Origin of the sequence: Streptomyces sp. YS415, from assembly GCF_023544665.1 — a bacterium.
Lineage (GTDB): Bacteria > Actinomycetota > Actinomycetes > Streptomycetales > Streptomycetaceae > Streptomyces.
In genome coordinates this window covers 14,003-39,048 of the sequence record NZ_JAMJFL010000005.1, presented here as the reverse complement: position 1 = coordinate 39,048, position 25,046 = coordinate 14,003, and the positions used below count along the sequence as shown (strand labels likewise).

The following is a 25,046-nucleotide window of genomic DNA, read 5'->3' as shown; positions in this document are numbered from 1 at the left end:
GGGCCCGGAGAGGAGATCTCCGGACCCCGCCTCGTGGCGGCCCGATGAGCGAGTCAGCTCACGATCGTGATGCGGTTCGCCACCGGCGGCGCGATCGGGTTCGTCGCCGAGGAGTTGGCCGTCAGGTACTGCTCCAGGGCCGTCAGGTCGTCGGCGCCGACGAGGTCGTTGGTGCCGAGGCCCAGCGTGGTGAAGCCGTCGCCGCCGCCCGCGAGGAAGCTGTTGGTCGCGACGCGGTAGGTGGCGGCCGGGTCGATCGCCGCGCCGTTCAGCCGGATGGAGTCCGTCACCACACGGTCGGCACCGGTCTTCGTCATGTCCAGCGTGTACGTCAGGTTCGCCGACGGCTGCAGGATCTTCGGCGCGCTCGCGTTCGAGCCGCTGACCTGCTCCTTGAGCACCTGGATCAGCTGCGTGCCGGAGAAGTCCTGGAGGTTCACCGTGTTGGAGAACGGCTGGACGGTGAAGCCCTCGGCGTAGGTCACCACGCCGTCGCCCTCGCTGCCCTTGGCCGCGTAGGTCAGTCCGGCCCGCACCCCGCCCGGGTTCATCAGCGCCAGGTCGGTCCCGGGGTCCAGCTGCTTGCCGTGGGCGAGCTGCGCGTCCGCGATGAGGTCGCCCATCGGGGACTCGGTGCCGGTGCTCGGGACGTCGGCGGAGATGTAGCCGATGGGGCGGTTGCCCACGGGCGCCGCGAGGGTGTTCCACTTGGTGATCAGGTCGGTCATGTCGGTCGCCTTGGCGACGTCCCGGGTGACCACGTGGTTCGTCGCCTTCACGGCCGTACGGGCGATGTCACCCGTCCAGCGGTCGTACGTCAGCGTCGTGTCCGTGTAGAGCCGGCCGAAGGAGGCGGCCGAGGTGACCGTGCGCGGCTTGCCCGACGGGTCGTTGATCGTGCAGGCGTAGGCCGCGTGGGTGTGGCCGGTGACCAGCGCGTCGACCTGCGGGGTGACGTTCTTGGCGATGTCGACGATGGGGCCGGATATGCCGTCACCGGCGCCCGGCGAGTCGCAGTCGTAGTTGTACGCCGCCGAGGCCGGGGCCCCGCCCTCGTGGATCAGCGCGACGATCGACCTGACGCCCTGGCGCTGCAGCTCGCGGGCGTACTTGTTGATCGTCTCGACCTCGTCCTTGAACTTCAGGCCCTTGACGCCCTCCGCGGAGACGACACCCGGGGTGTCCTCCAGGGTCACGCCGATGAAGCCGATCCTGACGTCCTTCTTCTTCCAGACCCAGTACGGCTTGAGCAGCGGCTTGCCGGACTTCTCGTTCAGGACGTTCGCCGCGAGGTAGGGGAAGTCGGCGCCCTCGAACTCCTCGCCCTCGACGTAGCAGCCGGCCGTCTCGTGGCAGCCGCCGTACTGCAGGCGCTTGAGCTCCGCGGGGCCCTCGTCGAACTCGTGGTTGCCGACGCTGGTGACGTCCAGGTCGAGCTTGTTCAGCGCCTCGATGGTGGGCTCGTCGTGGAACAGGCCCGAGATCAGCGGGGAGGCGCCGACCATGTCGCCGCCGGCCGCGGTGACGGAGTACGCGTTGCCCTGGCGGGCCTGGCGCAGGTGGGTGGCGAGGTACTCGACACCGCCCGCGTTGATGGTCTCGGTGGTGCCGTCCTCCTTGAGGTGGGTGACCCGGCCGGAGGAGCCGGACGGCGGCTCCAGGTTGCCGTGCAGGTCGTTGAAGGACAGCAGCTGGACGTCCTGGTAGCGGCTCGAGTGGCCGCCCTTGCGGTCGCCCTCCTCCGCGGTGGCCGTCGCCGGCAGGGCGGCGGCCAGGGCCCCCGCGGTGGCGAGGCCCGCCGCCGCGGTGAGGATGAGGTGCGTCCGGCGTCTGCGGCGGTGCTCCGGCTGCGTGGACATGGCTGGCATACGCCCCCCTTGTGAGTCGTATGAATGTGCGTCGTATCAAGCGGAAGAGGTCATGACAGGGCGGTGGACGCCCGGGGCGCAGCCTAGAGTCAACGCGCGTAGCGCGGTAGGAGGTTCCGGGTTACATCCTGGTTTCCCTTTTGCCGTCGGTCCGGGCCGCCTCGGCTTACCCTCGTACGCATGACCAGCGACGACACCGCACGGCCCGGTGGGGGCCGCTCCATCGAGACCTATTCCGCACTCTCCCCCGACCTGACCGAGGAGGTGCTCGCCCTGCTCGCCGAGGCCGCCTCGCGGGACGGCCAGCAGGCGGTGTCCGAACAGGGACGGCTGCAACTGCGCGGCGGGGAGCGCGAGGGCGTCTCGCACCTGCTGCTCACGGTCGACTCCGAACTCGTGGGGTACGCCCAACTGGAGGACACCGATCCGGTGGAGGCGCCGGCCGCCGAACTGGTCGTCCACCCCGCGCACCGCGGGCACGGCCACGGGCGGGCGCTGGGCTCGGCCCTCCTCGCCGCCTCCGGGAAGCGGCTGCGGGTGTGGGCGCACGGGGGGCACTCGGCGGCCCGGCATCTGGCGCAGGTGCTGGGGCTGACGTTGTTCCGTGAACTGCGGCAGATGCGGCGGCCCTTGGCGGAGCTGGATATGCCCGAGCCGGGATTGCCCGCGGATGTGACGGTACGGGCCTTTGTGCCCGGGCAGGACGACTCGGCGTGGCTCGCGGTGAACGCCGCCGCGTTCGCCCACCATCCCGAGCAGGGGTCTCTCACGCAGCGTGATCTCGACGACCGGATGGCCGAGCCGTGGTTCGATCCCGCGGGGTTCTTTCTGGCGGAGCGGGGCGGTGAGCTGATCGGCTACCACTGGACCAAGGTGCACGCCGAGGAGGGGCTCGGTGAGGTGTATGTCCTCGGTGTGCGGCCGGGGGCGCAGGGGGGTGGGCTGGGGAAGGCCCTCACGGCGATCGGGTTGCGGTATCTGGCGGGGCGGGGGGTGCGGGACGCGATGCTGTATGTGGACGCGGACAACAAGGCGGCGGTGTCCGTGTACGAGGGGATGGGGTTCGTGACGTACGAGACGGATCTGATGTACCGGACGGAGACGTAGCGCGGGAGGGGGTGGGGCGGGGGTGCGGTCGGGCGGGTGCGGGTGGGTTGTGGCCGGTCGCGCAGTTCCCCGCGCCCCTGGGGGAGTTGGTGCGGGCGGAGTCGGGGCGCCGGGTTCGTACGAGAGGTTGTCGGGCGGGTGCAGGTCGGTTGTGGCCGGTCGCGCAGTTCCCCGCGCCCCTGGGGGAGTTGGTGCGGGCGGCAGTCGGAAGTGCGGCCTACCTGCGCAGGCTCGTCGTCGGCTCTCTTGACCATGTGGCCCAGGCCAGTGCGGCCGCCGTCAGGATCATGGCCCAGCGTTCGTGGGCCGTGGTCCAGTGGGGGTCTTCCGGTGGGGCGAAGAGGTGCCAGGGGTCGAGCAGCGCGGTCAGTACGGCCAGCGTGAGGAGGGCGGCGGCGACGCCGGTGCCGGGCTCCGGTTCGTCGGTGCGGCGGAGTGCCGCCGCCGCGCCCGCCAGCGCGAGGGCGCAGGCGGCGGCCGCCTCCACGGTGACCGCGCCGACCGGGGGCCGCAGGTCGGCCGGGACCAGCAGGACCGCCGCCGTCCAGTACAGCGCCGCGAAGGGGGCGGCCCACGCCACGCGCAGGGCCTGCCGGGCGAGCCGCCGTACCGGGACCGTGGCCGTGGTGCGGCGGGCCGGGTCGTCCAGGAGGAAGGCCAGGCCGAGGGCGAAGGTGAGGGCCGCGGCGCGCAGGGCGTTGAGGGCGAGCCAGGGGCTGAACCCGTCGGCGAACAGCCGCGCCGACCCGGCGAGCAGCAGTCCCGCGGCGGCCCCGGCGCCGAGCGCCCGCCAGGGCACCGTGCGCCCGGTGTACCGGATCACTCCTCGCACCCGTCCTTCTCCGTGATCCCCCGCACCCCGAGCAGTTCGGCCGCCCGCGCGGTGGTCACTCCGGGTGCCGTCAGCTGGGTCCAGTGCTCCTTCACCAGCGCCGTGACCTCGCCGCGCGGGCGGGTCAGCAGGGTGCGTACGACATCGGTCTGCGCCGCCGACATGGACAGCGGTTCCGTCGGCTGGAGCACGATCGCCGAACCGGAGACGCTGTCGTCGAGGCGGACCTTGCGCAGCGCGTCCACGGGTTCGTCCTGCCAGCCGAGGGCGAGCCACATGACGGTGACGATCCGCCCGTCGCACACCTCACTGCCCGCCCGTTCGCTCCCCGTCACCAGCACGGCGGCCACGGCCGAGGAGAACTCCGGGACCCGGGCGCCGCCCCACCGGGTGCCGACCGTGACCTCGTGCGCGGTGCCGGACGGCGGCAGGGTGCCGTCGCCCGACAGGCCGTAGCGCGCCTCGACGCGCTGCCGCACGAGGAGTTCCTGGTCGTGCGCGGTGCCGCCGGCGAGACCGGAGACCTCGTCCACCACCTGCGCCCAGGTCCCGACCCGCGGCTCCCACTCCGGATACGCGCAGTACGTCGACCCGCCGCGCCGCACACAGGTCTGCTCCGGATCGACGGTCGCCTTCTCGCGGGCCGCGGTCAGCGCGGCCGGGGTGCCGCCGGACTGGGCGACCGCGCCGACCAGGGTCAGGGCCAGCGCCCCGCCGAGGGCGCCGTAGACGCTCTTCAGACGGCGGCCGCCCCCGGCCAGCACCGCGAGGACACCGACCGTGAGGCCGAGCCCCAGCAGGTACAGGGCGTGCCAGGCGGCCGGGCGGCCCAGCAGGTCGGAGGGAAGGGTCTCGCCGCTGTACTCGCCGACCACCGGGGTCAGCCAGCGCGTCCCGGAGTCGCTGCCGCCGGGGGCCACGCCGAGCACGAGGAAGAAGAGGAGGAACACGACCAGCAGCGGGCCCACGTACGCCGACTTCAGCACCCGGGCCAGCAGCACCCCGACCGCCCCGAACAGCAGCACCGTCAGCGGCCCGACCAGCAGCTCGCCCGGTGAACCGTGTCCGACGGCGCCCGGCTTGAGCGCCTCCCAGCCGAACTGCACGGCCACGCACACCCCGGTCAGCAGCGCGGCCGGTACGACGGACAGGACGTGGGCGACCGTACGGCGCCAGGTCGGGACGACCAGCACGTCGAAGTGCCGGTCGGTGTCCCGGCGCCGGGACCGCAGCACCGCCAGATTCACGCTCACCAGGATCGCGAGCGCGACGAGCAGGGGCGTGCTCTGGGTGTCGCGGTCGGCGTCCTGGAGCGCGGGGAAACCGTCGTAGGAGTCGAGGGTGTGCCACACGATCCAGGCGAAGTACACCGCGAAGGCGACCAGGACCGGGGGCGCCAGCAGGAGTCGGCGCGCCTCGAAGCGGGCGAGTGCGGCCACGGACGCCCAGGAGTCGCGGGGCTCGGTGCGCACGGCGGCGGGCGCCGGCTGGACCAGGGTGCTCATGCCGTCACCGCCAGGCCCTGGCCGTCGAGCGTGAGCAGGTAGCCGTCCTCCAGGGTGGGTTCGAGGAGGTCCGCGCCGGGTGGCGGGTCGCCCACGTTGCGGAAGGTGCCGATGCCGGTGCGCCAGCCCGCCTTCGCGTCCGGGGCCCGCTCGGCACTGCTCCACACCCGGCCGGCCGCCCGCGCGGTGAGTTCGGCGGGGGTGCCGTCGAAGTGGATACGGCCGCCGGCCATCACCAGGACGCGGTGGCAGAGCATCGCCACGTCCTCGGTCTGGTGGGTGGACAGCAGCACGGTCCGCCCCTCGCCCGCCCGGGCAATCAACTCCCGGAACCGCATGCGCTGTTCGGGGTCGAGACCGACGGTGGGCTCGTCCAGGACCAGGAACCCGGGGTCACCGACGAGGGCGGCGGCGAGCGCGACCCGCTGCCGCATGCCGCCGGAGAGCTTCCTGATGCGCTTGCCGCGCACGTCGCCGAGGCCGACCTCGTCCAGCACCCGGCGCACCTCGCGGTGGCGGTCGGCACGGTGGTTGATCTCCTTGAGGATCGCCACGTAGTCGACGAACTCGAAGGCGGTGAAGTCGGGGTGGAAGCCGGGTGTCTGGGGCAGGTAACCGAGCGTCCGCCTGACCTCCTGGCGGCCACGGGTCGTGCCGGGGTCGTGGCCGAGCACGGTGAACTCCCCGCGCCGGGCCGGTACGGCGGTCGCCAGCACCCGCAACAGGGTGGTTTTTCCGGCGCCGTTGGGCCCGAGCAGCCCGGTCACGCCCGGCGACAGCCGCAGCGACACGTCGTCGAGGGCGCGGGTGCCGCCGTAGTGGAGGCTGAGCCCGGAGGCGGAGACAGTGGAGGTCATACGGCGGCGCTCCTGGGGAAGACGTCGAATCGGTCACGTACGAGGCAGAGAAGGCCCGCCGCGAGGGCGGCGACCGCGGCGGCGGTGGCCTGACCGGCGGCGGTGAAGGGGATCAGGGGCGCGTCGCCGCTCGCGTCGGCGGCGGCGATCAGGGCCACCCACGCCCCGGCGACCAGGGACGGCGCGAGGACCGGCCCGAGGCGCGGGGTCAGCGCGAGTCCGGTGGCGGTGAGGGCGAGCGCGGGCAGCAGCCAGGCCAGGGCGCGCAGCCCGTACCCGGGCAGGGCGAGCGTGGCCAGGCCGTTGAGGCCGAGTCCGGTGGTGAGCACGGCGAGCGTCCGGATCATCAGCAGCTTGAAGCCGTGCACGGGGGCGACGACCGCCATCTCGTACGTCGGGTCCAGTGCGGGTCCGTAGCTCAGCGCGACCCCCGCCAGCGGCAGCAGCGGCGCCAGGGCGAGGAACAGCGTCGGCGAACCCGCCGAGTGCACCACCCCGACCGTCGTCACCAGCAGGAACACCACCGACGCCAGCCAGGACCGGCGCAGCACGGGCGTCGCCGCCAGCAGCCGCGCGGTGTGGTCGGCGACACCGACCCGCACCAGCAGCCCTTCCAGCAGTCCCGGCCGGGGCGCGTCGAGTTCGGCGTCGAGCCGCTCCCAGCCCGCGTCGACGGGGCCGCTCACCTCGGCGAGCACCGCCCGGCAGTGCGCGCAGGCGGCCAGGTGGGTGTCGGCGGACCAGAGCAGCGGCGCCGCCAACTCGGCGCGCGCGTAGGCCCGCAGGTCCTCTTCGGATACGTGCCAGGTCATGCCAGCGCCTCCCGCAGTTGCTTACGGGCGCGCATGGCCCGCGTCTTGACGGTCCCGGGCGGAATCCCGAGCAGCACGGCCGCCTCACGGGTGGTCAGCCCGTCGACGACCGTGGCCTGGAGCACCGCGCGCAGCTCCGGCGAGAGCCGTACCAGGGCGCCCGCCAGATCCCCGTGCTCCACCCCCGCGAGCACGCGGTCCTCGGCGGACGCCTCCTCGCGGTGCCTGAGCCGGGCCAGCACCTGCCGCAGCCGCCCCCGCGCCCCGTCGCCGCGCAGCGCGTCGACCAGCCGCCGCGACCCGATCCGCCACAGCCACCCCGCGACGTCCCCGTCCTCCCGGTAGACGGCGGTCCCCCGCCACACCGCGAGAAACGTCTCCTGCACGACGTCGTCGACGATCCCGGGGTCGGCGCACCGGCCGCGCAGCCGGGCGGTCAGCCAGGGCGCGAACCGCCGGTACAGCTCCTCGAAGGCGCGCCGGTCCCCGTCCGCCGCGACGGCGCGCAGCAGATCCCCGTCGCTTCTCGTTTCGCTCACGTCTCCTCATCGGACGAGGCCGCCGGTCCGGTTCACGGAATCACGCTTGACTTTCCGACCCCGTTCCACCACCCTTTCACTACTCAATTAGTGAAAGGGTGGTGGAACGGATGGTCGAGTACCGCATCGACCGGCGCAGCGGCGTCGCCACCTACCTGCAGATCGTCCAGCAGACCAAGCAGGCCCTGCGCCTGGGCCTGCTGGCACCCGGCGACAAGCTCCCCACGGCGCGGGAGGTGGTGGAGGCGACGGCCATCAACCCGAACACGGTGCTGAAGGCCTACCGCGAGCTGGAGCGCGAGGGCCTGGTCGAGGCCCGCCGCGGCCTCGGCACCTTCGTGAAGAAGTCGCTGGGCGCCGCGCCCGCCGACTCCCCGCTGCACACCGAACTGACGGACTGGGCGGCGCGGGCCCGCGCGGCGGGCCTGGAGCACGACGACGTGGCGGCACTTTTCACCGCCGTACTGGAAGAACACTTCAAGGGGGACGAGGCGTGAGCGAGATCGCCATAGAGGCGGCGGGACTGAGCAAGAGGTTCCGTCGGCGACTGCGCCCTGCGGGGCGGACCACCGGCCTGGAACAGCTCGACTTCCGGCTCCCCGCCGGCCGCGTGTGCGCCCTCGTCGGCCCGAACGGCGCCGGCAAGTCCACCCTGCTCGCCCTGGCCGCCGGGCTGCTCCGGCCCAGCGAGGGCACCGTCACCGTGCTCGGCACCACCCCGGCCGCGGCCCGGGAGCGCCTCGCCCTCGTCGCCCAGGACAAGCCCCTGCACCCCCACCTCACCGTCGCCGCCACCCTGCGGCTCGGCCACGAGCTGAACCCCCGCCGCTGGGACCGCGCCGTCGCCGAGCGGATCGTCGCCGAGGGCGACCTGGACCCGGGCGCCAAGATCCGCACCCTCTCCGGCGGCCAGCGCACCCGGGTCGCCCTCGCCCTGGCCCTCGGCAAGCGCCCCGACCTGCTGCTCCTGGACGAGCCGATGGCCGACCTCGACCCGCTGGCCCGGCACCAGCTGACCGGCACCCTGATGGCGGACGCCGCCGAGCACGGCACCACGGTGGTCATGTCCTCGCACGTGGTGGCGGAGCTGGAGGGCTCCTGCGACCATCTCCTGCTGCTCGGCGCCGGCCGGATCCGCCTCGCCGGCCCCCTGGAGGACGTACTCGCCGCGCACACCCTGGTCACCGGCCGCGCCGGGGAATCTCTCGCCCCGCACACCGTCGTCGAGTCCCGCACCACGGGCCGCCAGCTCACCGCGCTGATCCGGCCCGAGGGCCCGGTCGCCCCGGCCTGGCAGCCCACCGAGCCGACCCTGGAGGAGCTGGTACTGGCCCACCTGCGCTCCCCCGACGCCCCGGCCCTCACCTTCCGCGACACCCAAGGGGCGGCCGTATGACCGCCGTGACCGTGCGGGCGACCGCCACCGCCCCCCGCTCCCGCGGTTCCCGCGGGCTGGTCCGGGCACTGCTCCGGGTGCACCGGTCGGCGCTGCTGTTCTGGCTGATGCTGGTGGCGGTGGCCGCGGGCGCGCTGCTGTGGGCGTACGGCCCGGGCGCCGACGCCGCCTGGGCCGAGTACCGGGACGCGGGCTGCGGCTCCGGGGAGCCGAGCCTGGGTTGCGACCTCACCGGCCCCGCCTTCGCCCGGTACGACGACATCCTCGCCGTCGGCGGGAACCTGCTCGGGCTCATGCCGCTGATCGTCGCCGCCTGGGCGGGCGGCGCGCTCGTCGGCCGCGAACTGGAGAACGGCACCGCCCAGTGGGCCTGGGTCCAGTCCGTCTCCCCCGGGCGCTGGCTGGCCGCCAAGCTCGCGGTTCCGGCCGCCCTGCTCACCGCCGGCATGCTGACGCTCACCCTGGTGCACCGGCTGGTGTGGGTCTCCTCGGGCGAGAGCCTGCACCGGATGATGGGCTGGCGCACCTGGCACAGCGTCTACCTGGCCAACGGCACCGCCGCCACCGCCTACGCCCTGCTGGGCCTGGCGATCGGCGCCCTCGTCGGCCTGCTCCTGCCGCGCGCCCTGCCCGCCCTCGCGGTCGCGGCCCTGGCCGTCCTGGCGCTCTCCGACCGGCTGAGCGCACTGCGCCCGCACCTGTGGCCGCCGGAGCTGGCGACCGCCACGGACGACTATCCCGAGACCGTGGGCCTGATCGTCGAGGGCGGCGCCCTCACCCGCAACGGCGCCCACGTCCCCATCCCGGACTGCACGGGGTCGCCCGGCTGCCTCTCCGAGCGCGACATCACCGGCTTCTACGCCTACTACCACCCCACCGACCACTTCTGGCCCCTGCACCTCGTGGAGACCGGCATCGTCCTCGCCGTCGCGGCCGTCGCCGTATGGGCCTCCTTCGCACTGCTGAAGCGCCGCACGGGAGCCCTCGCATGACCGCCCTCCGGCCCGGCGGGTCGCCGCGAACCGTGCTCCGACTGCACCGCACCGCCCCGGCCGTGTGGGGCCTCGTCCCTGCTCGCGACCACGCTCCCTATCGGAGCCCCGCCATGACCGCCCTCACCACCGCCGCCGCCCCCCGGCCCGGCCGCCCGCCGCGGGCCGTCCTGCGACCGCACCGCACCACGCCCGCCCTGCGGGGCCCCGGCCCGCTCACGGCCCCACACCCCACCGGAGCCCCCGCATGACCGCCCTCACCACCACCACCGCCCCCCGGCCCACCGGGCTGCCATGGGCGATGCTGCGACTGCACCGCACCGCGCTGCTCCTGTGGGGCCTCGTCCTGCTCGCGGCCACCGCGTTCCTGGTGTGGCTGGCCGCCCTCGCGGAGGAGGCCCAGCGCGGCAGCAGCCCCTGCGGCACGCCGCCCACCGGCGGACTGATGTCCTGCGCCGCGGTCGACGCGATCACCGCGGACGAGACGTACGCGAACGGCATCGCCTTCGTCACCGCCTGCCTGGTCTGGCTGACGGTCCCGGTCGCCGCCTGGGCGGGCGGGTCGCTCATCGGCCGCGAGCTGGAGAACGGCACCGCGCGCCTCGCCTGGACCCAGTCGGTCACGCCGGTGCAATGGCTGACCGCCAAGCTCGCCGTACCGGCCGTACTGCTCACCGCCGGCACGACGGCCCTGGTCGCGCTGACGGCGTGGGCCCGTGGGGAGGACGACCCGAACCTGGTCGGGGACTGGTACCAGCCGGACGTCTTCGCCGGCACCGGCCCCACCGCCGTCGCGTACGTCCTGGCCGGCCTCGCCCTCGGCGCGCTCGCCGGGACGCTCCTCGGACGGGCGCTGCCCGCGGCCGGGGCGGCCTGCGCGGCCTCCCTGCTCCTGCACAACCTCCTGGAGCGCCACCGCGCCGACCTGTGGCCCGCGGTCACCCGCGCCGAGGAGGGCCCGGAGCTGCCCCGCTCGGCCTTCCAGGTGTCCCACACCCGGACCGAGGTGACGCTGCACCCGTCGTCCCACTTCTGGCCGATCCAGTACGTCGAGAGCGGCATCCTGCTCGCCGTCGCGGCCGGGGCCGTCGCCGCCGCCTTCGTGGCCCTGCGCCGCCGGACCACCTGATCCCCAGGACCGGACGTCCCTCCTACGGGGGGAGGGACGTCCGGTCCCGGCATGCGGACGTCCGGGAGCCGCCGCCCGATATCCCGCACGCCATGTCTCCGTAACCATTGGTTCAGACGGGCTTGCGACGCTCGGCGAATGAAGCCCGCCGTGCCAGAGCCTTCGCCGCCTCCCGAGGGAGCCGCGGGGAACGGGGACGCCCGACGTCTCGCCGCCACACTCCCGCCCGCGTCCTCCGACGCGCCCGTACCCCTGGGAACGCGGAAGAATGGGGCCATGAGTCAGCAGAACGCCCAGGCACAGGTCCAGCACGCGCAGCCCTCCGTCGGTTCCATCGCCGCCCACCGCTCGCGCACCGTGGCCGGTTCGGTCTCCGACCTCGAACCCGACATCGACGCCGACCTCGACGCCTACGAGGAGGCGCCGACCGACGGCGCCCCCCTGCCCCAGGGGCGCTTCCTCGACCGGGAGCGCAGCTGGCTGGCGTTCAACGAGCGGGTGCTCGAACTCGCCGAGGACCCCACCACGCCCCTGCTGGAGCGGGCGAACTTCCTGGCGATCTTCGCCAGCAACCTCGACGAGTTCTTCATGGTCCGGGTGGCCGGCCTGAAGCGCCGCATCCACACCGGTGTCGCCACCCGGTCCGCCTCCGGGCTCCAGCCCACCCAGGTGCTGGAGATGATCTGGGCCCGCTCCCGGGAGCTGATGGCCCGGCACGCCGCCTGCTTCCACGAGGACGTCGCCCCCGCGCTCGCGGAGGAGGGCATCCACCTGGTCCGCTGGAACGAGCTGACGGAGAAGGAACAGGCCCGTCTGTTCACCCTCTTCCGGCACCAGATCTTCCCCGTGCTGACCCCCCTCGCCGTCGACCCGGCCCACCCCTTCCCCTACATCTCCGGCCTCTCCCTGAATCTGGCCGTCGTGGTGCGCAACCCGGTCAGCGGGCACCGCCACTTCGCCCGCGTCAAGGTGCCGCCGCTGCTCTCCCGCTTCCTGGAGTCCAGCCCCGGCCGCTTCGTCCCCATCGAGGACGTCATCGCCGCGCACCTGGAAGAGCTCTTCCCGGGCATGGAGGTCCTGGAGCACCACGCCTTCCGCGTCACCCGCAACGAGGACCTGGAGGTCGAGGAGGACGACGCCGAGAACCTCCTCAAGGCCCTGGAGAAGGAGCTCATGCGGCGCCGCTTCGGGCCGCCGGTGCGCCTGGAGGTCGAGGAGTCCATCGACCGCGAGGTCCTGGACCTGCTCGTGCGCGAGCTGAAGATCAGCGAGGCCGAGGTGTACCCGCTGCCCGGCCCGCTGGACCTGACCGGACTGTTCCGGCTCGCCTCCCTCGACCGCTCCGAGCTGAAGTACCCGAAGTTCGTCGCCGGCACCCACCGCGATCTCGCCGAGGTCGAGTCGGCGACCGCCCCCGACATCTTCGCCGCGCTGCGCAGCCGGGACGTGCTGCTGCACCACCCCTACGACTCCTTCTCCACCTCCGTGCAGGCGTTCCTGGAGCAGGCCGCCGAGGACCCGGACGTCCTCGCCATCAAGCAGACCCTGTACCGGACTTCGGGCGACTCCCCGATAGTCAACGCGCTCATCGACGCGGCCGAGGCCGGCAAGCAGGTGCTCGTCCTGGTCGAGATCAAGGCCCGCTTCGACGAGCACGCCAACATCAAGTGGGCGAAGCGTCTGGAGGAGGCCGGCTGCCATGTGGTCTACGGCCTGGTCGGCCTGAAGACCCACTGCAAGCTCTCCCTGGTGGTCCGTCAGGAGGGCGACACGCTACGGCGCTACAGCCACGTCGGCACCGGCAACTACCACCCGAAGACGGCGAGGCTCTACGAGGACCTGGGCCTGCTGACCGCGGACCCGCAGGTCGGCGCGGACCTCTCGGACCTCTTCAACCGCCTGTCCGGCTACTCGCGCCGGGAGACCTACCGCCGCCTGCTGGTGGCCCCCAAGTCCCTGCGCGACGGCCTGATCTCCCGGATCAACAAGGAGGTCCAGCACCATCGCGCGGGCCGCCCGGCGTTCATCCGGATCAAGGTCAACTCGATGGTCGACGAGGCCCTCATCGACGCCCTGTACCGGGCGTCCCAGACGGGCGTGCCGGTCGACGTCTGGGTGCGCGGCATCTGCGCGGTGCGCCCGGGTGTGGCGGGCCTGTCGGAGAACATCCGGGTCCGCTCGATCCTCGGCCGCTTCCTGGAGCACTCCCGGGTCTTCGCCTTCGGCAACGGCGGCGAGCCCGAGATGTGGATCGGCAGCGCCGACATGATGCACCGCAACCTCGACCGCCGCATCGAGGCACTGGTCAGGGTCACCGACCCGGCCCACCGGGCGGCCCTCAACCGGTTGCTGGAGACCGGCATGTCCGACGCCACGGCCTCCTGGCACCTCGGCCCCGACGGCGAGTGGACCCGGCACGCGACCGACGCGGAAGGCCAGCCCCTGCGGAACGTCCAGGAGATGCTCATTGACGCCCGGAGGCGCCGGCGTGGCACAGCAACACCTTGACCCGACGAAAGCCACGGCCGTGCCGGTGACCGGGGAGGCACTCGAGGCATACCTGCGTACCCAGGCCATGGAGTTCCTCCGCGCGCTGCGGCTGCACCGGGAGACCGGCGGCGACGGAGGAACCCCGGGGCGGGCGCGGTCCCGGCCCGGGGAAAACGGTTCGGCGGAGTCGGTGGACGCGGCCCGCGCGCTGCGCCGCTCGGCCCGCCGCATCAGCGGCAGCCTGCACACCTTCCGCACCTTTCTGGACCCCGACTGGTCGGAACGCATCCGCCCGGAACTGGCCTGGCTGTCGGGCACCCTGGCCATGGAGCACGCCTACGCGGCCCGTCTGGAGCGCCTGCTGCTGGCGCTGCACCGCCTGTCCGGGGCGACGGTCCTCCCGGCCCAGGCGACCGACGGCGCCGTGAGCAGCCCGGCCGGTGCCCCCGACCCGGCGGGCGGCCGGGCGGCGGCGCCCGCCGGGGAGCGCGGCAATCTGACCGTGGGCGCGGCCAAGGCGGGCGCCCTGCTGGAGCGCCAGCTCACCCTCGCCCGGACCAGAGCCCACAGCACCGCCCTCCAGGCGCTCGGCTCCAGCCGCTTCCACGCGGTCGCCGACCACATCGCCGTACTGGCGAGCGAGGTCCCCCTCGCCCCCACCGCCCCCGCCGCCGACCTGCACCCCCTCGCCACCGCGGCCGAGGAACGCCTCACCGACGCGGTCGGCGCCCTGCCCCTGGTCACCGCGGGCAACCCGTACAACGCCGAGGCCCTCGTCCACGGCCTCTCCCCGGACCCCGCCCCGCACCCCCAGGACGCCCCCTGGCACCAGGTCCGCCTCCTGCTCCGCCTGCACCGCTACGCCCGCGAGTGCCTCCTCGGCGAGGGCGCCCCCGTGGACATGCGCCTGCTCACCGCGGGCCAGGCCCTGGACCGCCACCGGGACGCCTCCGAGGCGGCGGCTGCGGCGGCCGCGGCGGCCCGCACCCCCCGGATCGCCCCGGCCACGGCGTACGCCCTCGGGGTGCTGCACGCCGACCAGCGGCACGAGGTGGAGGCGGCCCGCTTCGCCTTCCAGCAGTGCTGGGGGTCCTGGCAGCTGCAGAAGGTCAGCGCTCCCTGACCGGTACCGAGCACAGGAAGGAGGCCGCGCTCCGGTGACGGCGACGAACGACTCCCCGGTCCGGGCGGCCGGCTGCGTGCTGTGGCGCCGCTCCCCGGTCGACGGCGCACTCGAGGTGTGCCTGGTCCACCGGCCGAAGTACGACGACTGGTCCCACCCCAAGGGCAAGCTGAAGCGCGGCGAGGAACCGCTCGCCGCGGCCCTGCGGGAGGTCGAGGAGGAGACCGGCTACCGGGCCACGGCCGGCCGCGAGCTCTCCACGGCGACCTATATGGCCAACGGCCGCCCCAAGGTGGTCCGCTACTGGGCGGCCGAGGCCGGCCCCGGCACCTTCGTGCCCAGCACCGAGGTCGACCGCATCGTCTGGCTGCGCCCCGAGGCGGCCCGCCACCGGCTCACCCAGCCCCGGGACCGGGAGCTGATGGACGAACTGGTCAGCCCGGCCGAGCGGGGCCGGCGCCGGTGAGTGGGCCGAATGTGGGTCCGTCCGCACACGCCGGGCCACTCCGGACCATGGGTAGTCACCCGATTGCGTAAAGTGACGAATCGAGGCCCGGGTCGGGATCACCCTGTGTCCTCGACGTAAGCGTTCCGTGACCTCACCGCACCGTCCCCAGGGGTTCACCCCTCGTTCATGTACGGCCATCGGCGCCTTCACCTCTTCTGCCTAATTTCAGCCTTACGCGGTGTGGCGCGTGGCTCGACCAGGCGCCCGCATCTCACCGACTTCGCACGCCGCCGGAATTCAGGACGGCGGCTCCTGGAAGGAACTCCCTCAAGTGAAGCTTCAGCGCATGAACCGGCGGGCCCTCGCTCTCGGTGCTCTCGCCGTCTCCGGCGCCCTGGCCCTCACGGCGTGCGGCTCGGACGACACCGGTGACAGCGGCAGCAGCGACTCCACCACGAGCACGCAGGCCGGCAACATCAAGTGTGACGACGCCAAGGGCCAGCTGCTGGCCGACGGCTCGTCCGCCCAGAAGAACGCGATCGACGCCTGGGTCAAGCAGTTCACCGCGGCCTGCAAGGGTGTCCAGATCAACTACAAGGGCGGCGGCTCGGGCGCCGGCATCACCGCGTTCACGCAGGGCACGGTCGCCTTCGCCGGCTCCGACTCGGCGCTGAAGCCCGAAGAGGTCACCGCCTCCAAGGAGGTCTGCTCCGGCGGCCAGGGCATCGACCTCCCGATGGTCGGCGGCCCGATCGCCCTCGCGTACAACGTCGAGGGTGTCGACAACCTCGTCCTGGACGCGCCGACCCTGGCGAAGATCTTCAGCGACAAGATCAAGAACTGGAACGACCCGGCGATCGCCAAGCTCAACCCCGACGCCGAGCTGCCCGACCTCAAGATCCAGGCGTTCCACCGCTCGGACGAGTCCGGCACCACGGACAACTTCACCAAGTACCTGACCGCCGCCACCCCGGAGAACTGGAAGTTCGAGGGCGGCAAGGCCTGGACCGCCCCCGGCGGCCAGTCCGCGTCCGGCTCCTCCGGTGTCGCCCAGCAGGTCAAGCAGACCGCCGGCGCGATCAGCTACATGGAGCTCTCCTACGCCAAGGACACCTCCGTCGTCGCCATCGACACGGGCGCCGCCGAGCCGGTCAAGGCCTCCGTCGACACCGCCACCGCCGCCATCGCGGACGCCAAGGTCGTCGGCACCGGCAAGGACCTGGCCCTGGAGCTCAACTACGCCACCAAGGCCGACGGCGCCTACCCGATCACCCTGGTGACGTACGAGATCGTCTGCGACAAGGGCAACAAGGCGGAGACCCTGCCCACCGTCAAGGCGTTCCTCGGCTACATGGCCAGCGAGGACGGCCAGAAGATCCTCGCCGAGAACGACTACGCCCCCATGCCTGACGACATCATCGCCAAGGTGCGCGAGACCGTCGCGGGCCTGAGCTGACCTGAGCGTGCGGTCCGGTCCCCCACCGGGGCCGGGCCGCACCGTCCGGTGCACCGCCGCCAGGAGCCCTCCACCACGCAGGGCGCCGCAGACCGGAGAACCCGATGGACATAACCACCAAGAACACTCAAGCACCCTCACCACCCCAGCCGACCGTGGCCGAGCAGAAGCGCAACGCCCGCGGCGCCACCCGTCCCGGAGACCGGATCTTCCTCGGTCTCGCCCGTGGCTCCGGCATCTTCCTGCTGGTGATCATGGCCGCCATCGCGGTCTTCCTCACCTGGCGGGCCGCCGTCGCCATCAGCAAGGACGAGGGCAACTTCCTCACGACCTTCGAGTGGAACACCACCGGCACCGAGCCGTTCTTCGGCATCGCGGTCCTGGCCTACGGCACGATCGTCTCGTCGATCATCGCCATGGTCATCGCGGTCCCGATCGCCGTCGCCATCGCGCTGTTCCTCACCCACTACGCCCCGCGCAAGCTGAGCGGTCCGATCGCCTACGTGATCGACCTGCTCGCCGCGGTGCCGTCCATCGTGTACGGCCTGTGGGGCGCCCTGATCCTCGTACCGCACATGGACGGCCTGTTCGGCTGGCTGGACGACTACTTCGGCTGGACCGGCATCTTCGACTGGGAGGGCGGGCCCGCCCGCTCGATGCTCACGGTCGGCATCCTGCTCGCGATCATGATCCTGCCGATCATCACCAACGTGAGCCGTGAGGTCTTCCGCCAGGTCCCGCAGATGCACGAAGAGGCCGCCCTGGCCCTCGGCGCCACGCGCTGGGAGGTCATCCGCATGGCGGTGCTGCCCTTCGGCCGCTCCGGCGTGATCTCCGCCTCGATGCTCGGCCTCGGCCGCGCGCTCGGCGAGACGATGGCCGTCGCCACCGTGCTCTCCCCGGACTTCCTCATCCACGGCAGCCTGCTCAACCCGGGCGGCGGCACCTTCGCCCAGAACATCGCCAGCAAGTTCGGCGAGGCCAACGAGTTCGGCCGGGACGCGCTGATCGCCTCCGGTCTGGTCCTGTTCGTCATCACCCTGCTGGTCAACGGCGCGGCCCGATGGATCATCGCTCGCCGCAAGGAGTACTCGGGGGCCAACGCATGAGCACCGTCGTCAAGCACCCCAGCTCCCTCCAGGGCGCCCGTCTGCCGAAGTGGTCCCCCGTGGCCATCGCGGTCGGCTCCCTCGCGGTCTCCATCGGCCTGTGCCTGGCCGCCGGCTTCGACAGCAGGATCCAGTGGGGCCTGATCGCCGCGCTGCTGTTCGTCTTCGGTACGTACGTCCTCGCCGCCCGCGTCGAGGGCAGGCGCCAGGCCCGGGACCGCATCGCGACCTCGCTGGTCTGGGTCGCCTTCGTGATCGCCGTCGTGCCGCTGGTCTCCCTGGTCTGGTCGACCGTGCAGCGCGGCATCAAGGTCTTCGACGTCTACTTCCTGACCCACTCGATGGGCGTCGTCGCGGACACCGAGCCCGGCGGCGGCATCTACCACGCCATCATCGGCACCTTGGAGCAGGTCGGCATCGCCACCCTGATCGCCGCGCCGGTCGGTGTGCTCACCGCGATCTACCTGGTCGAGTACGGCCGCGGCCACCTCGCCCGCGCCGTCACCTTCTTCGTCGACGTGATGACCGGTATCCCGTCGATCGTCGCCGGTCTCTTCATCCTCAGCCTCCTGCTGATCTTCGAGATGAGCTTCTCCGGCTTCGCGGGCGCCCTGGCGCTGGCGATCCTGATGATGCCGGTCGTGGTCCGCTCCACCGAGGAGATGCTCAAGCTCGTCCCGAACGAGCTGCGTGAGGCATCCTTGGCTCTGGGCGTGCCCAAGTGGCGCACCATCCTGAAGGTGGTCCTGCCGACGGCCATCGGCGGTATCACCACCGGTGTGATGCTGGCGGTGGCCCGTATCGCAGGTGAGACCGCCCCGGTTCTGCTGCTGGTGTTCGGCAACCCGTTCATCAACAACAACCCCTTCGAAGGGGCGCAGGCGTCGCTGCCGCTGTACATCTACCAGCAGTACGCGAACAGCGCGGGCTCGGAAGCGGCGTACGACCGCGCCTGGGCGGCGGCTCTCACCCTGATCGCCATCGTGATGATCCTGAACCTGGCGGCCCGCGGCATCGCCCGCTGGAAGGCCCCGAAGACCGGTCGCTGATGCATCTGTGCGCGGCTCCCCGCCGCGCGGCGGCCAGACAGCGACCGATCGCAAGACTTTCCTGAAAGAAGCAGTGATACCCATGGCCAAGCGAATCGACGTAAGCGGCCTCAGCGCCTACTACGGCTCCTTCCGTGCCATCGAAGACATCTCGATGACCGTCGAGCCCCGCTCCGTGACCGCCTTCATCGGCCCCTCCGGCTGCGGCAAGTCCACCTTCCTGCGCACCCTCAACCGCATGCACGAGGTCACCTCCGGCGGCCGGGTCGAGGGCAAGGTCATGCTCGACGACGAGAACCTCTACGGCCCCGGGGTCGACCCGGTCTCCGTGCGGCGCGAGGTCGGCATGGTCTTCCAGCGCCCGAACCCGTTCCCGACGATGTCCGTCTACGACAACGTCGCGGCCGGCCTGAAGCTGAACGGCTCGTACAAGAAGTCCCAGCTCGACGACGTCGTCGAGAAGTCCCTGCGCGGCGCCAACCTCTGGAACGAGGTCAAGGACCGCCTGAACAAGCCCGGCTCGGGCCTGTCCGGTGGTCAGCAGCAGCGTCTGTGCATCGCCCGCGCCATCGCGGTCGAGCCGAACGTCCTGCTGATGGACGAGCCCTGCTCGGCCCTGGACCCGATCTCCACGCTGGCGATCGAGGACCTGATCGGCGAGCTGAAGGAACGGTTCACGATCGTCATCGTGACCCACAACATGCAGCAGGCGGCCCGCGTCTCGGACCGCACCGCCTTCTTCAACCTGGCGGCCGTGGGCCAGCCCGGCAAGCTGATCGAGATCGACGACACGGAGCGGATCTTCTCCAACCCGTCCGTCCAGGCCACCGAGGACTACATCTCGGGCCGCTTCGGCTAGGCCGGAGCCCGCAAGACCCCTCGCGGTGCTGCATGGCGGTGCCACCGCGAGGCAGATAAGGGCCCGCCCCCCGGCTCCCGGGGGGCGGGCCCGTGTCATGTCCCGCGGCGGCAGACCCGTGAACCGGTCTGCTGATTCGTTTCTTCAGTACGTCGGCTCGCCCGCGCGCTCCGCTACAGGAACGCCAGGTGCACGATTCCGAACGCCGCCGCGGCCACCGTCGCCGCGGCCGGCATGGTGATGAACCAGCCGAGGACGATGTTCTTGGCGACCCCCCAGCGCACGGCGTTCAGCCGCTTCGTCGCGCCGACGCCCATGATGGCGGAGGTGATGACGTGGGTGGTCGAGATCGGCGCCTTGAACAGGAACGCCGTGGTGAACATGATCGCCGCACCGGTGGTCTCGGCCGCGAAGCCCTGCGGCGGGTCCAGCTCGATGATCTTCCGGCCCAGGGTGCGCATGATCCGCCAGCCACCGGCGTACGTGCCGAGCGACAGCATCACCGCGCAAGCGATCTTCACCCACACCGGGATCGGATCGCCGTAGTCCTCGACATCGGCGATGACCAGGGCCATCACCACGATGCCCATGGTCTTCTGCGCGTCCTGCAGACCGTGGCCGAGGGCCATGCCGGCCGCGGACACCGTCTGCGCGATCCGGAACCCGCGCTTGGCCTTGTGCGGATTGGACCGCCGGAACATCCACATGATCGCGGTCATGACCAGGTAGCCGATCCCGAGCCCCACCAGCGGCGAGATGAACATCGGGATGACGACCTTCTCCAGCACCCCGTTCCAGTACACGGTGGTTCCGCCGGCCAGCGCGGCCCCGACCATGCCGCCGAACAGGGCGTGCGAGGAGGAGGACGGCAGGCCGAAGTACCAGGTGATGAGGTTCCAGGTGATGGCGCCGACCAGGGCCGCGAAGAGGATCCCCATCCCCGTCGAGCCCTTGGGCGTCTCGATCAGGCCCTCACTGACGGTCTTGGCGACACCCGACCCCAGGAAGGCGCCGCCGAGGTTCATCACCGCGGCCATGAGCAGCGCGGCCCGGGGAGTGAGCGCCCGGGTGGAGACGGAGGTGGCGATGGCGTTCGCCGAGTCGTGGAAGCCGTTGGTGTACGTGAAGAAGAGCGCGACCCCGATGGTCACGACCAGAGCGAAGGTCTCCATGGAGGCCTCAGGACTCCTTCACGGCGATCGTCTCCACCGTGTTCGCCACGTGCTCGAACGCGTCGGCCGCTTCCTCCAGGACATCCACGATCTGCTTGAGCTTGAGCACCTCGATGGCCTCGTACTTGCCGTTGAAGAGCATGGCGAGCAGCTTGCGGTGGATCTGGTCGGCCTGGTTCTCCAGCCGGTTGACCTCGATCCAGTACTCGGTGAGGTTGTCCATGGTCCGCAGGTTCGGCATGGCCTCGGCGGTGAGCTCGGCGGCCCGGGCCAGCACCTCGATCTGCTGCTCGACGCCCTTGGGCAGTTCCTCGACGTTGTAGAGGACGACCAGGTCGACGGCCTCCTCCATGAAGTCCATGATGTCGTCGAGGGACGACGCGAGGTTGTAGATGTCCTCGCGGTCGAAGGGCGTGATGAACGAGGAGTTCAGCTGGTGGAAGATCGCGTGCGTGGCATCGTCACCGGCGTGTTCCGCGGCCCGCATACGCTCTGCGATCTCGGCCCGGCCGGCGGTGTCCGCCCCGAGCAGTTCCATGAGGAGTTTGGAGCCCGTGACGATGTTGTCCGCGGACGCGGCGAACATGTCGTAGAAGCTCGTCTCCCTGGGGGTCAGACGAAAGCGCACGTGGGGTCCTCGGGGTGCTTCGGTTTCGGTCAGGCTGATGCTAGGCGCATCATCCGGCCACGGCTAATGGGCCGTCCCCCAGTGTCGCCCATCAGGCACAGAGATCAGCACGGGGGCGTACCAAGGGCCCTATACCCAGCAAAGTTCGGTACGATATACCCAGTAGGGGTATATGTCTGGAGGACGCCATGACGACGACCGAGGCCGGCGCCACGGCGCCCTCCGAGCAGGAGCACGCCACGCACGGCTACCACAAGCAGAAGGACGAGCACCTCAAGCGTCTGCGCCGGATCGAGGGCCAGATCCGGGGCCTGCAGCGGATGGTCGACGAGGACGTCTACTGCATCGACATACTCACCCAGGTGTCGGCGTCGACGAAGGCGCTGCAGTCCTTCGCCCTCCAGCTGCTGGAGGAGCACCTGCGCCACTGCGTCGCGGACGCGGCCGTGAAGGGCGGCGAGGAGATCGACGCGAAGGTGGAAGAGGCGACGAAGGCGATCGGCCGTCTGCTGCGCACCTGAGGCCGAAAATCATCGGTCGGAGGAGCCGGACCGACGGGCGTCCCGCTCCTCCGCGACCCGGAGCACCTCGTCGATGCTCTCCAGGCTGAGCCGGTCCTCGGCGGCCGAGGCCGCGATGATGAGCTCCCCGCACAACTCGATCTCGGCGAGGGCCACGTGGTCCTGAACTGCCGTACCGCCGACCGGAGCCACGCGCATCACCTCTTCTCTGCCGTTACCGACTTCCTAGAGTAGGGAGCGGCCTACACACCGCGCATGGCACGGACGGGCTAGTCCTTGACGACCGTCGGGGATCCTCACTCCTCGGCGATGCGCCCGGCGTAGATGTCGTCGCGGGCAGGAAGCCGTACGTCGACGGGTACGCCGAAGTCGAAGAGCAGGGTCGTCGAGGCCACGGCGACGGCGTTCTTTTGCTGCCCGTTGACGAAGCTGAACCGGTGCCGGATCTTCCGGATGCGCCCCTGGTCGTCCAGGTACACGTCGAACGGCACCCGGGCGGTGGCGAACCCTTTCGCCGCGGCGGCGAGCGCACCCCGGGATCCGTCGGAGGCGAGGTCGGCGGCGCGCCGCAGGTCGGCGGTACCGCGGTAGTGGGTGACCTCGGCCCCGCCGAGCCGCTCCTGGCCGACGAGGGTGACGGACTGCACGCCGAGGAGGAGTTCGGCGGCGGCGAAGGGGTCGGTGGCCCCGCCGGTGACCAGATTTCCGTCCGTCATGGAAGCGGTCTCCACCCGGACCCACTTGTCGGCGGGCACGCCGGCGCCGCGGTTCTTCATGAAGAGGGCGCCGGGCGCGAGGAGTTCGGTGATGGGGCGGTGGGCGGGGTCCCCGGCGGGATCCTGCGGGAGCAGCACCTTGAGCCGCCCGACCTGGCGGCGGAAGTCGTAGACGCCCTCGCCGCGGATGGTGACCCGGGTCCCGCCGGTGGCCATCTCCATGGACGTACGGGCCTTGGAGCTCCGGGCGTCGACCAGCGCGGAGGCGGCTCGCCGCACGGCTGCCGCGGGCTCCCCGCCCCGCCCGTCGTCAGGGGCGGTCCCACAACCCCCCGCACAGGCCACGACCCCCGCCACGACCACGGCTCCGCTCCGCCTGAACCGCCGCTCCGCCATCGCCTGCCTACCCCCCAGCGGGTACGTCCGTCACGGGCTCCTCGTCGTCGTCATAACGACGACCAGGAGCCCCCCGTAACGCACCCCGACGCCCATAGAAACCCTTTACCTCCCCTCGGTACGGTTGTCCCCGTGGCACACGACCAAGCCCCGCCCGCGCCCCCGCCCCCGACCCACCGCACAGCCACGATCGAACAGGGCCCGTTCTGCACGGCCCAGTGCACCTGCGGCTGGAAAGGCCCGGCAAGAAGAGCCAGAAGCCAGGCCAGAAGAGACGCAGAGGCCCATACAGCCGGCTGAACACCGCCCGGCGCTACCAGCCCGTCCGGCGTTTGAGGACGAGGCCCCTTCAGGGCCGACAGCGGGGGTCTGGGGGCGCAGCCCCCAGGGAGGGACGGGTAGGGGCGGCGGGGGCGAGAAACACCCGGCGCCGCGCCCGGCATGGAACCCCCACCCCCACCACCCCGTCTCGTTCCACGTAACCCCGGGAGGCGACATGGAACGGCGCACCTTCATCGCCGGCGGCGCAGCCGCTCTCACAGCAACAGCAACCGCCGCCTGCACAGGCACCGGCACGAAGACGAACACCGGCACCCGCCCCCCGCTGCGCACCACCGCCACCGCCACCACCCCCACCTGGTCCGCCCTCGCCAGGGACCTTGACGGCACCCTCATCCGCCCCGGCGACCGCACCTGGACCACCGCCCGCCAGCTCTACAACACCCGCTTCGACACCCTGAAGCCCGCAGCCATCGCCTACGTCGCCCACCAGGCCGACATCCGCACCGCCCTCGCCTACGCCCACGCCCACAACCTCCGCACGGCGATCCGCAACGGCGGCCACTCCTACGCCGGCTGGTCCTCCGGCAACGGCCGCCTGGTCATAGACGTCTCCCGGCTCGACAGGATCCGCACCTCCGCCGGCACCGCCGTGATCGGCGCCGGCGCCAAGCTCATCGACGTCTACCGAGCCCTCGCCGCCCAGGGCGTCACCCTCCCCGCCGGCTCCTGCCCCACCGTCGGCATCTCCGGCCTCACCCTCGGCGGCGGCCACGGCGTCGTCTCCCGCGCGTACGGCCTGACCTGCGACAGCCTCACCCGCGCCACGCTCGTCACCGCGGACGGCAAGCAGCTCACCGCCGACGCCACCACGAACAAGGACCTCTTCTGGGCCCTGCGGGGCGCCGGCAACGGAAACTTCGGGATCGTCACGGAACTCCAGTTCAAGACCCACCCCGCGCCCCAGGCCGTCACCGCGTACCTGTCCTGGCCGTGGTCGAGGGCCGCCGCCGTGCTGAAGGCCTGGCAGGAGTGGGGCCCCGCCCAGCCCGACGAGATCTGGTCGTCCTTCCATCTGGCGAACGCCACCGGAGGCACCCCGACCGTCTCCGTCGCCGCCTTCTCCCTCGGCACCCACGGCGAACTCCAGAACGCGGTCGACCGCCTGGCCGACCGCGTCGGCGCCTCCGCCACCAGCGTCTCCCTGCGCCGCCGCTCCTACGAGGAGTCGATGGAGGTGTACGCAGGCTGCTCCTCCTTCGCCACCGACGCCCAGTGCCACCTCCCCGGCACCACTCCGGGCCGCTCCCCGCAGGGCGCCCTGAACCGTGAGACGTACGCCGCGAAGTCCGACTTCTTCGACCGCTCGCTCTCCCCGGCCGGCATCCAGGCCCTGCTCGCCGGGATGAAGTCGGTCCGGGGCGGCTCCGGCAGCGTCGCCCTCACGGCCCTCGGCGGCGCGGTCAACCGCGTCCCGCCCACCGCCACGGCGTTCGTCCACCGCCGCTCCCGGATGCTCGCCCAGTACATCGCCGCCTGGCGGGCGGGCACCGGCGGTGCCACGGCCCGGTCCTGGCTCACCGAGGCGCACACCGCGATGCGGCCGTACGCGTCGGGCGCGGCCTACCAGAACTACCCGGACCCGGACCTGAAGAACTGGCGCACGGCGTACTACGGGGACGCGGCCCCCCGCCTGGCCCGGCTGAAGGGGCGGTACGACCCGGAGGGCTTCTTCACCTACCCCCAGGCGCTGTGAGGCGGCG

25 protein-coding genes are annotated in these 25,046 nt (G+C 72.0%); 15 read left to right on the top strand and 10 right to left on the bottom strand.

Annotation, left to right across the window (positions count from 1 at the left end; translation table 11 throughout):
• Window positions 1–53: 53 nt before the first annotated feature.
• Window positions 54–1,868 carry a bifunctional UDP-sugar hydrolase/5'-nucleotidase gene (locus M8H82_RS08100; protein ID WP_250071803.1) on the bottom strand — a complete coding sequence of 605 codons (1,815 nt, stop codon included), beginning with the start codon at window positions 1,866–1,868 and terminating at the stop codon, window positions 54–56.
• A 180-nt stretch (window positions 1,869–2,048) separates the two neighbouring features.
• Here M8H82_RS08100 and mshD point away from each other — a divergent pair, with 180 nt between their 5' ends.
• Window positions 2,049–2,975, top strand: a complete 927-nt coding sequence (gene mshD / locus M8H82_RS08095; protein ID WP_250071802.1) for a mycothiol synthase — start codon at window positions 2,049–2,051, stop codon at window positions 2,973–2,975.
• 217 nt (window positions 2,976–3,192) lie between these two features.
• Here the strand turns inward: mshD and M8H82_RS08090 are convergent, their stop codons facing one another.
• Genes M8H82_RS08090 through M8H82_RS08070 form a run of 5 tightly spaced genes read right to left on the bottom strand, consistent with a single transcriptional unit; the run spans window position 3,193 to window position 7,520 of the window.
• Window positions 3,193–3,798 (bottom strand): ABC transporter, encoded by a 606-nt coding sequence (locus M8H82_RS08090; RefSeq protein WP_308293236.1) that lies wholly within the window; start codon window positions 3,796–3,798, stop codon window positions 3,193–3,195.
• A complete protein-coding gene (locus M8H82_RS08085) occupies window positions 3,795–5,312 on the bottom strand; it encodes an ABC transporter permease (RefSeq protein WP_250071800.1) in 1,518 nt (505 codons plus the stop codon). The genes M8H82_RS08090 and M8H82_RS08085 overlap by 4 nt, the downstream gene beginning before the upstream one ends.
• Window positions 5,309–6,169 (bottom strand): ABC transporter ATP-binding protein, encoded by an 861-nt coding sequence (locus tag M8H82_RS08080; RefSeq protein ID WP_250071799.1) that lies wholly within the window; start codon window positions 6,167–6,169, stop codon window positions 5,309–5,311. The genes M8H82_RS08085 and M8H82_RS08080 overlap by 4 nt, the downstream gene beginning before the upstream one ends.
• A complete protein-coding gene (locus M8H82_RS08075) occupies window positions 6,166–6,981 on the bottom strand; it encodes a zf-HC2 domain-containing protein (RefSeq protein ID WP_250071798.1) in 816 nt (271 codons plus the stop codon). The genes M8H82_RS08080 and M8H82_RS08075 overlap by 4 nt, the downstream gene beginning before the upstream one ends.
• A complete protein-coding gene (locus tag M8H82_RS08070; RefSeq protein WP_250071797.1) occupies window positions 6,978–7,520 on the bottom strand; it encodes an RNA polymerase sigma factor in 543 nt (180 codons plus the stop codon). Before M8H82_RS08070 ends, M8H82_RS08075 begins: the two co-directional genes overlap by 4 nt.
• Before the next feature lie 110 nt (window positions 7,521–7,630).
• On the opposite strand from M8H82_RS08070, the gene M8H82_RS08065 reads away from it, so the two are divergent.
• From M8H82_RS08065 to pstB, 12 genes are all read left to right on the top strand, one after another.
• Window positions 7,631–8,017, top strand: a complete 387-nt coding sequence (locus M8H82_RS08065; protein WP_250071796.1) for a GntR family transcriptional regulator — start codon at window positions 7,631–7,633, stop codon at window positions 8,015–8,017.
• Entirely contained in the window at window positions 8,014–8,916 is a 903-nt protein-coding gene (locus M8H82_RS08060) for an ABC transporter ATP-binding protein (protein WP_250071795.1), read from the top strand. Before M8H82_RS08065 ends, M8H82_RS08060 begins: the two co-directional genes overlap by 4 nt.
• Entirely contained in the window at window positions 8,913–9,908 is a 996-nt protein-coding gene (locus tag M8H82_RS08055; RefSeq protein WP_250071794.1) for an ABC transporter permease, read from the top strand. Before M8H82_RS08060 ends, M8H82_RS08055 begins: the two co-directional genes overlap by 4 nt.
• 113 nt (window positions 9,909–10,021) lie before the next feature.
• The gene (locus M8H82_RS08050; protein WP_284048662.1) at window positions 10,022–10,159 is read left to right on the top strand and encodes a hypothetical protein; all 138 of its coding nucleotides are present in this window, start codon (window positions 10,022–10,024) and stop codon (window positions 10,157–10,159) included.
• Complete coding sequence (locus M8H82_RS08045; protein ID WP_284048661.1) at window positions 10,156–11,037, top strand: hypothetical protein; 882 nt, start codon at window positions 10,156–10,158, stop codon at window positions 11,035–11,037. Before M8H82_RS08050 ends, M8H82_RS08045 begins: the two co-directional genes overlap by 4 nt.
• 276 nt (window positions 11,038–11,313) lie before the next feature.
• Entirely contained in the window at window positions 11,314–13,545 is a 2,232-nt protein-coding gene (locus M8H82_RS08040) for an RNA degradosome polyphosphate kinase (protein WP_250071793.1), read from the top strand.
• Window positions 13,526–14,650: a CHAD domain-containing protein gene (locus M8H82_RS08035; protein WP_250071792.1), complete on the top strand. Its 1,125-nt coding sequence runs from the start codon at window positions 13,526–13,528 to the stop codon at window positions 14,648–14,650. Before M8H82_RS08040 ends, M8H82_RS08035 begins: the two co-directional genes overlap by 20 nt.
• Window positions 14,651–14,684: 34 nt before the next feature.
• A complete protein-coding gene (locus M8H82_RS08030; RefSeq protein ID WP_250071791.1) occupies window positions 14,685–15,116 on the top strand; it encodes an NUDIX hydrolase in 432 nt (143 codons plus the stop codon).
• 313 nt (window positions 15,117–15,429) lie between these two features.
• Entirely contained in the window at window positions 15,430–16,554 is a 1,125-nt protein-coding gene (gene pstS / locus M8H82_RS08025; protein ID WP_250071790.1) for a phosphate ABC transporter substrate-binding protein PstS, read from the top strand.
• Window positions 16,555–16,658: 104 nt separating this feature from the next.
• The gene (gene pstC / locus M8H82_RS08020) at window positions 16,659–17,663 is read left to right on the top strand and encodes a phosphate ABC transporter permease subunit PstC (protein ID WP_250071789.1); all 1,005 of its coding nucleotides are present in this window, start codon (window positions 16,659–16,661) and stop codon (window positions 17,661–17,663) included.
• A complete protein-coding gene (gene pstA / locus M8H82_RS08015; RefSeq protein ID WP_250071788.1) occupies window positions 17,660–18,712 on the top strand; it encodes a phosphate ABC transporter permease PstA in 1,053 nt (350 codons plus the stop codon). Before pstC ends, pstA begins: the two co-directional genes overlap by 4 nt.
• Before the next feature lie 82 nt (window positions 18,713–18,794).
• Complete coding sequence (gene pstB, locus M8H82_RS08010) at window positions 18,795–19,571, top strand: phosphate ABC transporter ATP-binding protein PstB (protein ID WP_250071787.1); 777 nt, start codon at window positions 18,795–18,797, stop codon at window positions 19,569–19,571.
• Window positions 19,572–19,744: 173 nt separating this feature from the next.
• Here the strand turns inward: pstB and M8H82_RS08005 are convergent, their stop codons facing one another.
• Together M8H82_RS08005 and M8H82_RS08000 are read right to left on the bottom strand one after the other, a co-directional pair.
• Entirely contained in the window at window positions 19,745–20,743 is a 999-nt protein-coding gene (locus tag M8H82_RS08005; RefSeq protein ID WP_250071786.1) for an inorganic phosphate transporter, read from the bottom strand.
• A gap of 7 nt (window positions 20,744–20,750) precedes the next feature.
• Complete coding sequence (locus M8H82_RS08000; RefSeq protein WP_030043659.1) at window positions 20,751–21,371, bottom strand: DUF47 domain-containing protein; 621 nt, start codon at window positions 21,369–21,371, stop codon at window positions 20,751–20,753.
• A gap of 188 nt (window positions 21,372–21,559) precedes the next feature.
• On the opposite strand from M8H82_RS08000, the gene M8H82_RS07995 reads away from it, so the two are divergent.
• Window positions 21,560–21,892 carry a metal-sensitive transcriptional regulator gene (locus M8H82_RS07995; protein WP_250071785.1) on the top strand — a complete coding sequence of 111 codons (333 nt, stop codon included), beginning with the start codon at window positions 21,560–21,562 and terminating at the stop codon, window positions 21,890–21,892.
• A 9-nt stretch (window positions 21,893–21,901) separates the two neighbouring features.
• On the opposite strand, the gene M8H82_RS07990 is transcribed toward M8H82_RS07995, so the two are convergent.
• Both M8H82_RS07990 and M8H82_RS07985 read right to left on the bottom strand, forming a co-directional pair.
• Complete coding sequence (locus M8H82_RS07990; RefSeq protein WP_250071784.1) at window positions 21,902–22,090, bottom strand: hypothetical protein; 189 nt, start codon at window positions 22,088–22,090, stop codon at window positions 21,902–21,904.
• Between the two features lie 98 nt (window positions 22,091–22,188).
• Window positions 22,189–23,004: a hypothetical protein gene (locus M8H82_RS07985; protein WP_250071783.1), complete on the bottom strand. Its 816-nt coding sequence runs from the start codon at window positions 23,002–23,004 to the stop codon at window positions 22,189–22,191.
• Between the two features lie 496 nt (window positions 23,005–23,500).
• Here M8H82_RS07985 and M8H82_RS07980 point away from each other — a divergent pair, with 496 nt between their 5' ends.
• A complete protein-coding gene (locus M8H82_RS07980) occupies window positions 23,501–25,039 on the top strand; it encodes an FAD-binding oxidoreductase (protein WP_250071782.1) in 1,539 nt (512 codons plus the stop codon).
• Window positions 25,040–25,046: the final 7 nt, after the last annotated feature.